The sequence below is a fragment of the Pseudomonas sp. Pseusp3 genome (assembly GCF_047304225.1).
Classification (GTDB): Bacteria; Pseudomonadota; Gammaproteobacteria; order Pseudomonadales; family Pseudomonadaceae; genus Aquipseudomonas; species Aquipseudomonas fluorescens_CD.
Map to the genome: position 1 here is coordinate 1 of NZ_JBGLYV010000052.1, position 11,618 is coordinate 11,618.

An 11,618-nucleotide genomic window follows, 5' to 3' on the forward strand; every position below is an offset into this window, starting at 1 on the left:
GCACTGGTGGCCACCGCCCGCACGCGCCCGGCCTCGAAACCGCGCAATTTCTTGCCGAATCGCGCCAGCGCCTGCCAGCCCCGGTCCAGCGCCAGCTCATCGAGTGCCCCGCCCTGCAGGCCTTCGGCCAGACGCACCGGCTCACGCAGGGTCTTCACTTCCTGGATGACCATCTGCTGGTTCCGTCGCACCGACTGGCCAATCATCATGCGAAACGCATTGGAGCCCAGGTCGATGGCGGCAAAAAGCGGGGCGTCTTTCATACGGGGTTCCTTGCACATTCATCTGCCGGCAGGCTGGCGGCCGCCGGGGACTCAAGACGGATTGCGAGGATCTTGCCATTGCTTCGATGACACCCGGATGACAACGCTGGGCATCACCACTTCGTAACAAACTGTGACTAACGTCGGCTGTGCCACCCATGACGCGAGTGTCTCACCATGCTTTCCAATCAGGACACCTTGATCCAGCGCATCCACCGCGAGCTGCTCGATATCAGTGACGAAGAGCTGGAACTGGAATTATCGGAAGACGGACACAACCTGGACGCACTGTTCGATGAACACATCGAGGATGGCAGCGAGAAAGAAGCCCGGCGCCGTTACTTCGCCGAACTGTTTCGCCTGCAAGGCGAACTGGTGAAATTGCAGAGCTGGGTGGTGAAAACCGGGCACAAAGTGGTGATTTTGTTCGAAGGCCGCGATGCCGCCGGCAAGGGTGGCGTGATCAAGCGCATCACCCAGCGCCTCAACCCCCGGGTTTGCCGGGTGGCCGCCCTGCCCGCACCCAATGACCGCGAACGCACGCAGTGGTATTTCCAGCGCTATGTATCGCACTTGCCCGCTGCCGGGGAAATCGTGCTGTTCGACCGCAGCTGGTACAACCGCGCCGGGGTCGAAAAGGTCATGGGGTTCTGCAATGACGACCAGTACGAGGAATTCTTTCGCACCGTGCCGGAATTCGAGCGCATGCTCGCCCGCTCCGGCATCCAGCTGATCAAGTACTGGTTCTCGATTTCCGACCAGGAACAGAACCTGCGTTTTCTCAGCCGCATTCACGATCCGCTCAAGCAGTGGAAACTCAGCCCCATGGACCTGGAGTCGCGCCGCCGCTGGGAGGCCTATACCAAGGCCAAGGAAATCATGCTCGAACGCACCCACATCGCCGAAGCGCCCTGGTGGGTGGTGCAGGCCGACGACAAGAAGAAGGCCCGACTCAACTGCATTCATCACCTGCTCAGCCAGATGCCTTATGAAGAAGTCGAGTTGCCCACGATCGAATTGCCGCAGCGTGTGCGCCAGAAAGACTATTCGCGGGTGCCGGTACCGCAGGAAATCATCGTGCCGGAGATTTACTGAACACTCATGAATCAGCGGTGCCCTGCTTGGCGATGAGCAGGGTTACCCGATGAAAGGCCATCAATCCGTCATCGAATCGTCATGTACCAGGCGCCATACTCAGGCCATCCAATGCGTGCTTTAACTTTCTGCTGCCTCTCCCGGCGGCTTTTTTTTGCCTGAAATTGTGCTTACAGACATTCCTGCGCCGCTCGCTCGAACGTCGACGGCACGAACGCCGACGCCAGCAGCTTGCGCTCGTACAGGAACACCTTGCCACCATTCGAGGCCTTGTAGGTTTCGAGCACGTTGTCCGCCGCCACTTTGCTCGGGACGACGATCCGGTAGCTGCGCTGGGTCTGCGACACCGTTGGGTTGAGCGCATCGTGCTGCAACTTCGGCACCACGCAATGGGTGTATTCCTCAGGCGACTTGCTGGTCTGCAAGGTCAGCGTCGGATCGTTTGGTGTGGCACAACCGGCCAGCAGCAACGGGGCGAATACCAGGGTTGGGGCGAAAAAAGTGCGCATGAATCAGGTCCTGAAAAGAAATCCACGGTTCGGGTTGCCCGCCGCTCAATGGACGCCGGGCCAATTAATTTGTCGTAGCGGTCAATCCGGCGGTTACCAGCGCCTTCAACGACGCATCGAACTGTTTCAGTGCAGTCAGTTGCAGGTCGCGTTGCTGTTCGATTTGCGCGGCAATCTCGGGCGCGGCCTTGTCGTGTACCCACACCGACGGCAGTTGTTTCTCCACCGCGCCTTCGGCCTTGCCGATGTATTGCAGATTGGCGTCGTAGAACCGCGCGGCGAAACGCGCCTCGACCCGGTCGTTACGCTGGGTCAGCAATTGGTTGTGGGTATCGAGCATCACCACCACATCCGGGTGGGCCTGCACCAGGGCATCGAGGTTGTCGTAGACCGTCACCGACAGGAAGGTGTGGTGCAGCGAACTCATCAGCCAGTCGATGGCCAGGTCCGGATCTGAGCTGTTGACGAACGCCTGGCGAATCCGCGCATCCAGTGCGTTCTTCGCGCCGTTCACCGCGACCGAGTGGTATTGCTCAAGGTATTGCAGGTTTTCCAGGGTGTTTTCGCTGTAGAGCACCCCGACCGTCTGCCCGTATTGCAGCCCGCCCTGGCTCCCGGTGATGGGCGGCAAATGGCAGTCGCGCGCGCCCTCGGCGTAGGCCGATGCGGTGGATGCAACACTGCCCAGCAACAGGGCAATCACAGCCAGTCGGGTCAACATTTTCATCGCGCAGGTTCCTTGAGCAGCGTATTCAATGCAGGCGATTTTCCGCCTTTGCACAAAAAACAGAACTTGCGATTCTTGATGGTGACTATTGACTGAACCGATAGTGCGGGGCCGCCGACGTCAACCAGCGACAAGCACTTTGTGGGGCGGGGGCGTGCTGCCACGCCCCAGGGGGGCCGGTGGGGTGGGTTTTTAACCGTGTTGAGCTTGACCACATCGCCGGAGATTTTGGTGGTGTAACCGGTCAGAACCCACGCCCAGAACCAGCGTTCCTGCACCTGAGTGTTGATCATGGCGTCACCGCCCCTGGCCTTGATCGCCTCGTCCTGCGCACGCACGAAACGGCTGTTCTGACGGATCGGAATGACGCCGAACAGCAACAGGCCAGTGGCGCTCGCTTCGCTATGGCCCAGGACGGTGTACTGACTGCTGTCGTAATGCTGGGTATTCATGGGAGCACTGTTGCAACCGGCAAGCACCAGACCGAACAGGGTTACCGCGGCCACTTTACTGAGATATTTCACTGAAGACTCCATTGGAAAACGCCCGGGATCCATCTCTCGGACGGCGCGCATTCTAACGAAAATGATGGCCTATTGACATTGTCTCCATGGTAAAAACAGTCCACCCAAGGCATCCGGCGAAAATTCACCGGTCAAAGTCGCGTTCGCTGCTGTGCCGCGCACCGGATGCACATTAGAGTGACGACGGTCCTGAGCACCTCAATCAAGGAGAGAGAAATGGTCACTTGCTACCTGAAATACGTACTCGATCCCTACCAGCTCGACGCCTTCGAGCACTACGGCAAATTGTGGATTCCCCTGGTGGAAAAATTCGGCGGCCAGCACCACGGCTACTTTTTGCCGTCCGAAGGCGCCAACAACATCGCCATCGCCTTGTTTACCTTCCCCAGCCTGGCGGCGTACGAGCATTACCGGCAGCAGTCGATGAACGATCCGCAGTGCCTCGCGGCGTTCAAATATGCCGAAGAGAAGAAATTCATCCTCAGCTACGAGCGTTCATTCATGCGGCCGGTATTTGGCGAACAGGATCGCTGATTCAGTCTTTTTTCAGATCCAGGCAATAGGTGTAGTAACCGGGGTCACGCACCCAGCCCAGGGATTCGTACAAACGCTGGGCGGTGAAGTTGTCGGTGGCGGTTTCCAGGGTCATGCCTTTGCCGCCGGCCAGCTTCGCAAAGTCCCGGGCGGTGTTCATCAGCAATGTGCCGACGCCTTTGCCCCGGGCGGCGGGCGTAGTGAACAGGTCACCCAGCAGCCAGGTGCGATGGGCGTCGATGGAAGAAAAGGTCGGGAACAGCTGGACGAAGCCGAGGTTTTCGCCGTCGCTGTCCCGGGCAAGAAAGATCACCGATTCGTCCCGGGCAATGCGCTCGGCGATGAAGGCGCGCGATTGCGCCAGGTTCGACGGCTGCTCGTAGAACATCCGGTAGGCGTCAAACAAAGGGGCGATCTGGTCGATATGCGATGCGTCGGCGCGCAGGGCCTGTATAGCCATGAGGGTGCTCCATTGCGGTCTCAAGGAATTACAGACTAGCAATGGCGACGGAACTGCGGGGTAAAACTTTCTGAATTCACCGCCGTCCACTGTGGGAGCGGGCTTGCTCGCGAAGAGGTCGTGTCAGTCGACATAAATGTTGAATGACACACCGCTTTCGCGAGCAAGCCCGCTCCCACACTGAGTTCCCACATTGGATCGCGGGTTGCGGTCAGACCCGCACGTTACGCCCCGGCAGCGAAGTACGCTGGCTGCTCTCCCAGCCTTCGACCAGCCCCACCGGTACATCCGACGCCGGCAACATCTGCACGCCACGCACCAGATCGGCGGCGCGTTCGGCGAGCATGATGGTCGGTGCATTGAGGTTGCCGTTCGGCTCGGTCGGGAACACCGACGAATCGATCACCCGCAGACCGGCGATGCCATGTACGCGCAATTGGGAATCGACCACCGCCATGTCGTCCTCGCCCATGCGGCACGAACCGCAGGGATGGTAGGTGCTTTCCAGGTTGTCGCGCACGAAGGCGTCGAGGTCTTCGTCGCTGGTCACCTGCGCGCCCGGGGCGATTTCGCCGTCGCGGAAACGGTCCATGGCTTTCTGGCCGATGATCTCGCGGGTCAGGCGGATACAGCGGCGGAAACCTTCGCGATCCTCTTCCCGCTCCAGGTAGTTGAAACGGATTTCCGGATGCTCGTACGGGTCGGCCGAACGAACCCGCACATAGCCGCGACTTTTCGGTTTGTTCGGCCCGGTAAGCACCATGAAGCCGTGGCCCTTGATCGGCTTGTTGCCGTCGTAGCGCATCGCTGCCGGCAGGAAGTGGAACTGGATGTCCGGCCAGCGCAGGCCCTTCTCGGAGCGGATGAAACCACCGGCCTCGAAGTGGTTGGTGGCGCCCAGGCCGTCCTTGAACAGCAGCCAGCGCAGACCGATCATCAGTTTGCTCAGCGGGTCCATCTTGCTGTTGAGGGTCACCGGTTCCTTGCAGCCGAACTGGATGTACACCTCGGCGTGATCCTGCAGGTTCTCCCCTACTCCCGGCAGGTCATGGCGTATGCCGATCCCGGCCTTGCGCAGGACGTGCGCCGGGCCGATGCCCGAGCGTTGCAGCAGGTGCGGCGAGCCGATCGGCCCGGACGAGATGAGCACTTCGCGGTTGCAATACACCTGATGGGTCTGGCCACCCTGGTCATACATGACCCCGACCGCACGCTTGCCTTCGAGGATGACCTGCCGCGTCATCGCATGGGTGATCACCGTCAGGTTCGGCCGGCCCATGGCCGGGCGCAGGTACGCGTTGGCGGTGGAGCAGCGCACGCCATTCTTCACGGTCATGTGCATGGCACCGAAGCCTTCCTGCATGTAGCCGTTGCAGTCTTCGGTCTTGATGTAGCCCGCCTCCGCACCGGCTTCGACCCAGGCACCGTACAGCGGGTTTTTCATGTGGTTGCCGTTGGTGGTGTGCAGCGGCCCGGTTTGCCCGCGGTAGCTGTCGCCACCCGATTCATAGCTCTCGGCGCGCTTGAAGTACGGCAGGCAGTTGCGATAGCCCCAGCCTTCAGCGCCCAGGGATTCCCACTCATCAAAGTCCAGCGCATGGCCACGGATGTACACCAGGCCGTTGATCGACGACGATCCGCCCAGCACCTTGCCCCGTGGGCAGTGAATGCGCCGGCCGTTGAGGTAAGTCTCCGGCTCGGTCTCGTAGCGCCAGTTGTACTTCTTGGTGTTCATCGGGATCGAGAAGGCACTGGGCATCTGGATCACTACGCTCTTGTCGCTGCCGCCGAATTCCAGGACCAGCACCGAGGTGGCCGGGTCTTCGCTCAGGCGGTTGGCCAACACACAACCTGCCGATCCTGCGCCAATGATGATGTAGTCGTATTTTTGCGTTGCCATTTTTTGCGTGGTCATGACTATCTCCCGACCGTCGATTCAGTGAATACCGGCAGTGGTTGCTGCTTGTGGGTCAGCGTGTCGCCGGTGGTGTATTGCGGGGAGGCTTTTTCGATCTGCTGGATCACCGCTTCTTCGCGCTTGAGGTCGATCGAGCGGCTCAGCCAGTAGTACGCCAGCCCCGACACGATCAGCCCGACCAGCCAGGCAATGTCGATGCTGCCTAGCGCCTTGGCGAGCGGGCCGACATACACCTCGCGCTGTTCAACGCCATCGAAGATGTAGAAGAACGGGATCATCGAGACAAAACCGATGGCATAGGCGGCGATACCGCGCAGTCCCCAGCTGCCATAGATGTTGCCGTGGGGCATGAAGAAGTGCGGGATGGCGTAGCGGCCCTTGCGCACGAAGAAGTAGTCGGTGAGGTTGACCGAGGTCCAGGGCACCAGGAAGTACAGCATCACCACCAGGTAGATCCCCAGCACCGACAGGCCTTTGCCGGAACTCTGGATGCTCAGGGCCACGCCCAGTTGCAGCAGGATCACGAAGCCGATGGCGAGGATGCGAGCCTTGCGCGTCGGTTCGATGTGCCTGATCGAGTCGACGCAGGTCAGCGTGGTCAGCTTGGCGCTGTAGATGTTCATCGCGATCACCGGCAGGAACGCCAGGATGGTGACCACCACCACCGCCGTGCCCACCAGCGGCGACACGGTGTTGCCGACTTGCCCGAGGGCGACCAGCACGTCAGTGGAGTGCAGGTGATCGGCCAACCAGCCGCCTACCGAAATCATCCACGCACCGGACAGTGAAGCCCCGAGGAACACCACCGCGATCAACTTGCCGCTGGACGTGTTCTTTGGCAGGTAGCGCGAGTAGTCCGACACATAAGGCGCATAGGCAATGTTGTAACTGGCGGCTGCGGCAAACTGCGCGATGAAACCGGTCCAGTTGAAACCCAGTGGCGCCGGGGCCGCTTCACCCGCCGCCAGCGCCGGCATGGCCGCGTCCGGCACCCAACCCATCAACACTGCCACGGTCACCAGGCCATACAGCGGCAGCGACAGGAACAACGCCCATTTGAAGCTGCGGTGCATCCAGTCATGGCCGAGAATCGCCAGCACCGCCGCCGGTATGGTCACCGCCACCGCGATCACCGCCGGGTTGAACCCGAACAGTGTGTGCAGCCCCTGCATCATCAGCACCAGGTTGACGATGTTGAAGCCGGCGAACACGAACAGCGTCGCCAGCAATACCAGGATCACCCCGCGATAACCGAACTGCGCACGGGACTGGATCATCTGCGGCAGGCCAAGGTGCGGGCCTTGCGAGCCGTGAAACGCCATGAACAGCGTGCCGAACATGATGCCCAGCGTGCCGGCGAGCGTGGTCCAGAGCGCGGTCAGGCCGACGCTTGGGCCAACGAAGCCGATGGTCATGGTGAAGAAGGTGAAATTGCCGAGGAACCAGAACGGGCCCTGGCTCGACAGTTTGTCGGTGCGCTCGTTCTCGGGGATGAAGTCGATCGAATGCCCCTCGACGACGGATTTTTCGTCGAGGGCGGACACGCTCGTGGCGGACTTGGCGTTAGTGTTCATGACGGACTCTTATTGTTGGAAGATCATGACGAGATAACCGCGTTCTTTTCGCGCGTCCGTGCCGATTAATTTGTAGGAGCGAGCCTGCTCGCGATGGTAGCCAACGATAACGCTGGCAACCTGACACCCCGTGTTGCTCCTGGGTTCATCGCGAGCGAGCTCGCTCCTACAGGGATTGAGTACACTCGTGCCTACCTGGCGTTGTTGCTGAAACCGTACCGGACTGTAGGAGCGAGCTTGCTCGCGATGGTCGTCAACGATAACGCTGGCAACCTGACACCCCGCGGTGTTCCCGGGTTCATCGCGAGCGAGCTCGCTCCTACAGAGGGCGGGTCAGCCTGGCAGCGTGATCCACACCGCCTTGGTTTCGAGCAGGTAATCGAGCTGCTCGGCGCCCAGGTCCTTGCCGAATCCGGACTGCTTGTAGCCACCGAACGGCATCGACGGATCGAGGGTGCCGTGGGCGTTGACGTAGACCGAGCCGGCCTTGAGGCGCGGGATCAGGCTGTGCACTTTCCCGAGGTCGTTGGAATACAGTGCGGCAGCCAGGCCATAAGGCGAGTCGTTGGCCAGGGCCAGTGCCTCTTCTTCATCGTCGAACGGTGCGGTGACCAGCACCGGGCCGAAGATCTCTTCCTGGACAATGCGCATGTCGTTGCGGCAGTGGGCGAAGATGGTCGGCTCGACGAAGAAGCCTGGGCCATCGACCGGTTGGCCGCCGTAGACCAGCTCGGCGCCTTCGGCCTTGCCGGTTTCGATGTACTCGGTCACGCGCTGCTTCTGCAGGGCCGAGACCAGCGGGCCGATGAAGCAGTCCGGGTCCAGGCCCGGGGCCATTTTCAGGGTGCGTGTGTAGGCGATCAGCTCACGCAGGAATTCGTCGTAGACGCTGCTATGAATATAGGCCCGCGTACCGGCGTCGCATACCTGCCCGGAGTTGAAAAACACGCCGTTGGCGACCGCTTGGGCGGCGGCCGGGATGTCGGCGTCGGCGCAAACGATGACCGGTGATTTACCACCGAGTTCGAGGGTCAGGCGCTTCATGTCATCCAGCGCTGCGCGGCCGACAGTCTGGCCGACCGGGGTCGAACCGGTGAAGGTCAGTTTGTCGATGCCGGGGTGGGTAGCCATGGCCGCACCGACCACGCTGCCACGCCCGGTGACGATGTTGATCACGCCGTCGGGGATGCCCGCTTCCTGCACCAGTTCAGCGAAACGCAGGGCCGACAACGAGGTCAGTTCGGCGGGCTTGACCACCACTGTGCAACCAGTCGCCAGTGCCGCGCCGAGCTTCCAGGCCATGGTCTGCAGCGGGAAGTTCCACGGCACGATGGCGCCGACCACGCCGACCGCTTCCTTGCGGGTATAGGCCAGGTAGTTGCCCGGCAGCGAAGGTTCGACGGTACGGCCGTGCAGTTTGGTGGCCCAGCCGGCGAAGTAACGCAGGGTATCGACGGTGCCCTGGATGTCCACGTCCTTGGCGAAGGCCACGGATTTGCCCATGTCGATCGATTCGATTTCCGCCAGTTCGGCAGCGTTCTGTTCGATCAGGTCGGCCAGGCGTTGCATCATCCGCTCGCGCTCGGCCGGTTTGGCCTGACGCCAGGCGCCGCCGTCGAACTGGGCGCGCGCGGCTTGTACGGCGCGGTCCAGGTCATCGACGGTACCCATGGGAATGCGGGTGAGCAGGCCTTCGGTCGAGGGTTCGATAACATCGGAGGTTTCGCCGTTGCCGGACTCGACCCAGGCGCCGCCGATGAACATTTTCTGGACCTTGCCGAGGAAGGTCTGGGTGGCTTCGCTGACGCCGAACTTCTGCAGGTAATTTTTGACGATCGTGTCCATTTTTGTTCTCTCTGCCCGGCAGACAGGTCCTGCCGGGTCACTGGTTTCGATGATCGGAAAGGCTGTCAGACCGGAACGGCTTCACTCTCGGCGGCCCGCACCTTGCCCCGCTCGTGGAAGATGAAACCGATGCTGTTGAGCAGCAGTTGCGCGGCGAGAATCGAGGTCATGCCGGTCGGGTCGTAGACCGGTGCCACTTCCACCAGGTCCATGCCGACGATGTTGCCTTTGCTGCGCTTGGCCAGGGCCTGGATGATTTCCAGCACTTCGTAGTAGAGGAAGCCGCCGTGGCTCGGGGTGCCGGTGCCGGGGGCGATGGACGGGTCGAAACCGTCGATGTCGATGGTGATGTAGTAGTTGATGTTCTGCGGGATCAGCGCCAGCACACCCTCGACGCCGAGGCGACGCACGTCGCGCACCGAGAGGATTTTCGAGCCGGCTTCGTGGGCTGCCTCATAGTCATCACGGTTGGAGGACGACACGTTGCGAATGCCCATCTGGGTCATGCCGACGATGTGATTCATTTCCGAGGCGCGGCGCAGCGGGTTGCCGTGGCCGTAGCGAACACCGTGGCGCTCGTCGACGAAGTCCAGGTGCGCATCGAAGTGAATGATGTGGATCGGGCCACGCCCTTCGAAAGCCTTGATCACCGGCGCGTGCACCGAGTGATCACCGCCGAGCACCACCGGCATCACGCCGGCATCGAGGATCTTGCGCACGGCGTATTCGGTGTTCTTGTTGCTGGTGGCCATGTCGGTGTGGACGATGTCGGCATCACCGACGTCGACCATGCGCACATCCGATGCGGTGAGGTACATCACGTCATCTTCGTGATCGTAGGCGCCGGCATGGCCGAAGGAAAACAGCGTCGATGCTTCACGAATCCCTCGTGGTCCGAAGCGTGCGCCGGAGCGCCACTGGGTGCCCATGTCGTTGGGCACGCCAAGTACCGCGACGTCGGCATCCAGTGCATCCCAATCGGTGCACACCGGGGATTTGCCAAAGGTGCAATGACCCACGAATGGCAGGTTCAGGCGACCGGATTCATAACCGTTGTTCGACATTTCTAGCCTCTCCACTTCTTGTTATCGGCCTGGCGGACTGCAAGGCGACCGCCGTTGGAAAGACTATGGGCGCAGGTTTTCGTGGAAAAAATGCTAAACATCAGATACTCATATCGGCATTACCGATGCATCCCCATGCCGGAGGTCCCCGATGATCCAGCTGCACGATGTCGACCTGAAACTGCTCAGGGTGTTTGCCACGATTGTGCGCTGCGGCGGCTTCTCGGCCGCGCAGGCAGCGTTGAATGCCGGGCAGTCGACCATCAGCGAACAGATGACCCACCTGGAAACCCGGCTCGGCGTCAAACTCTGCCAGCGCGGGCGCAGTGGCTTTCGCCTGACCGAACAAGGCGTGGCGATTCATGAAGCCACCCAGCGCCTGCTGTCGGCGGTGGAGAATTTCTGTATGGACGCCGACGTGCTCAAGCAGCACATCAGCGGCAAGCTCAACCTGGGGATCATCGACACCACGATTACCGACCCCGACTCGCCAATTCCGCGCACCACCCAGCGCTTCGTCTCCCGCGGGCATGACGTGCACCTGAACGTGTACGTCGGCACCCCGGCAGAACTCGAAGAACGGGTGCTCGACGGCCGCCTGCACCTGGCTATCGGGCACTTCCCGATCCATGTGCCGGGCCTGTTGCAATCGCCGCTGTACCAGGAAGCCCTGGGCTTGTATTGCGGCCGGCGACACCCGTTGTTCGGCAGCCAGGCCGAGGGCGCCGAGCTGCTCGAAGAGGTCGGCGCGGGGCGCATCGTCGTGCGTGGCTACATGCAGCAATACGACCTGGAACACCTGGGTATCACCAAGGCGGCGGCCACCGTGGACAACATCGAGGCGTCGGCCATCCTGATCATCTCCGGCGCCTATGTGGGCTTCCTGCCCGAGCACTTCGCCAGCCAGTGGGTGAAGAGCGGCGAGATGCATCAACTGGCGCCCGCAAGTCTGCGCCTGAAGTCGCCGTTCGATGTGATCACCCGGCGCGGCACGGCACCGCCGCCGATCCTGCAGGCGTTCCTTGAGGACCTGGCCGCCAGCGCCCGTAAAACCGCCAAGCCCTGATGTGACGCTCGCCAAATTCAAATTTTGCCGGGCATACTG

General features: G+C 61.3%; 11 protein-coding genes and 1 pseudogene. 3 read left to right on the plus strand and 9 right to left on the minus strand.

From position 1 onward, the window contains the following. Positions 1–263 (minus strand): Ppx/GppA phosphatase family protein (locus tag ACCD00_RS18320; protein ID WP_413426587.1); only part of this gene is annotated, 263 nt, incomplete at its 3' end. Between the two features lie 177 nt (positions 264–440). Between ACCD00_RS18320 and ppk2 the strand changes: the two genes are divergently transcribed. Then, a complete protein-coding gene (ppk2, locus tag ACCD00_RS18325; protein WP_413426589.1) occupies positions 441–1,358 on the plus strand; it encodes a polyphosphate kinase 2 in 918 nt (305 codons plus the stop codon). 170 nt (positions 1,359–1,528) lie between these two features. Here ppk2 and ACCD00_RS18330 read toward each other — a convergent pair whose 3' ends face one another. The 3 genes and pseudogenes from ACCD00_RS18330 to ACCD00_RS18340 all read right to left on the minus strand — a co-directional run. After that, on the minus strand, positions 1,529–1,867 hold the full coding sequence (locus tag ACCD00_RS18330) for a hypothetical protein (protein WP_413426591.1): 339 nt from the start codon (positions 1,865–1,867) through the stop codon (positions 1,529–1,531). A gap of 64 nt (positions 1,868–1,931) precedes the next feature. Beyond that, positions 1,932–2,594 (minus strand): ATPase, encoded by a 663-nt coding sequence (locus ACCD00_RS18335; protein WP_413426593.1) that lies wholly within the window; start codon positions 2,592–2,594, stop codon positions 1,932–1,934. A gap of 191 nt (positions 2,595–2,785) precedes the next feature. Then, positions 2,786–3,118: pseudogene (locus ACCD00_RS18340) on the minus strand (hypothetical protein); the annotation flags it as partial. A 216-nt stretch (positions 3,119–3,334) separates the two neighbouring features. Here ACCD00_RS18340 and ACCD00_RS18345 point away from each other — a divergent pair. Continuing rightward, positions 3,335–3,652 carry an NIPSNAP family protein gene (locus tag ACCD00_RS18345; RefSeq protein WP_413426595.1) on the plus strand — a complete coding sequence of 106 codons (318 nt, stop codon included), beginning with the start codon at positions 3,335–3,337 and terminating at the stop codon, positions 3,650–3,652. A gap of 1 nt (position 3,653) precedes the next feature. Here the strand turns inward: ACCD00_RS18345 and ACCD00_RS18350 are convergent, their stop codons facing one another. The 5 genes from ACCD00_RS18350 to speB form a co-directional block, all read right to left on the minus strand. Further along, positions 3,654–4,112 (minus strand): GNAT family N-acetyltransferase, encoded by a 459-nt coding sequence (locus ACCD00_RS18350; RefSeq protein WP_413426597.1) that lies wholly within the window; start codon positions 4,110–4,112, stop codon positions 3,654–3,656. Positions 4,113–4,323: 211 nt separating this feature from the next. Next, positions 4,324–6,012, minus strand: coding sequence for a choline dehydrogenase (gene betA / locus ACCD00_RS18355; RefSeq protein ID WP_413426664.1), 1,689 nt, complete (start codon positions 6,010–6,012; stop codon positions 4,324–4,326). Between the two features lie 17 nt (positions 6,013–6,029). Further along, positions 6,030–7,604: a purine-cytosine permease family protein gene (locus ACCD00_RS18360; protein WP_413426599.1), complete on the minus strand. Its 1,575-nt coding sequence runs from the start codon at positions 7,602–7,604 to the stop codon at positions 6,030–6,032. A 333-nt stretch (positions 7,605–7,937) separates the two neighbouring features. Further along, positions 7,938–9,449: an aldehyde dehydrogenase family protein gene (locus ACCD00_RS18365; protein ID WP_413426601.1), complete on the minus strand. Its 1,512-nt coding sequence runs from the start codon at positions 9,447–9,449 to the stop codon at positions 7,938–7,940. A gap of 65 nt (positions 9,450–9,514) precedes the next feature. Beyond that, on the minus strand, positions 9,515–10,513 hold the full coding sequence (gene speB / locus ACCD00_RS18370; protein WP_413426603.1) for an agmatinase: 999 nt from the start codon (positions 10,511–10,513) through the stop codon (positions 9,515–9,517). Between the two features lie 151 nt (positions 10,514–10,664). On the opposite strand from speB, the gene ACCD00_RS18375 reads away from it, so the two are divergent. After that, the gene (locus tag ACCD00_RS18375) at positions 10,665–11,579 is read left to right on the plus strand and encodes a LysR family transcriptional regulator (RefSeq protein ID WP_413426605.1); all 915 of its coding nucleotides are present in this window, start codon (positions 10,665–10,667) and stop codon (positions 11,577–11,579) included. Positions 11,580–11,618 lie beyond the last annotated feature (39 nt).

Excerpts from the sequence above, each read along its gene's own strand:
- ppk2 (WP_413426589.1), top strand. The coding sequence starts at position 441 with ATGCTTTCCAATCAGGACACCTTGATCCAGCGCATCCACCGCGAGCTG.
- ACCD00_RS18330 (WP_413426591.1), bottom strand. The coding sequence starts at position 1,867 with ATGCGCACTTTTTTCGCCCCAACCCTGGTATTCGCCCCGTTGCTGCTG.
- ACCD00_RS18335 (WP_413426593.1), bottom strand. The coding sequence starts at position 2,594 with ATGAAAATGTTGACCCGACTGGCTGTGATTGCCCTGTTGCTGGGCAGT.
- ACCD00_RS18345 (WP_413426595.1), top strand. The coding sequence starts at position 3,335 with ATGGTCACTTGCTACCTGAAATACGTACTCGATCCCTACCAGCTCGAC.
- ACCD00_RS18350 (WP_413426597.1), bottom strand. The coding sequence starts at position 4,112 with ATGGCTATACAGGCCCTGCGCGCCGACGCATCGCATATCGACCAGATC.
- betA (WP_413426664.1), bottom strand. The coding sequence starts at position 6,012 with ATGGCAACGCAAAAATACGACTACATCATCATTGGCGCAGGATCGGCA.
- ACCD00_RS18360 (WP_413426599.1), bottom strand. The coding sequence starts at position 7,604 with ATGAACACTAACGCCAAGTCCGCCACGAGCGTGTCCGCCCTCGACGAA.
- ACCD00_RS18365 (WP_413426601.1), bottom strand. The coding sequence starts at position 9,449 with ATGGACACGATCGTCAAAAATTACCTGCAGAAGTTCGGCGTCAGCGAA.
- speB (WP_413426603.1), bottom strand. The coding sequence starts at position 10,513 with ATGTCGAACAACGGTTATGAATCCGGTCGCCTGAACCTGCCATTCGTG.
- ACCD00_RS18375 (WP_413426605.1), top strand. The coding sequence starts at position 10,665 with ATGATCCAGCTGCACGATGTCGACCTGAAACTGCTCAGGGTGTTTGCC.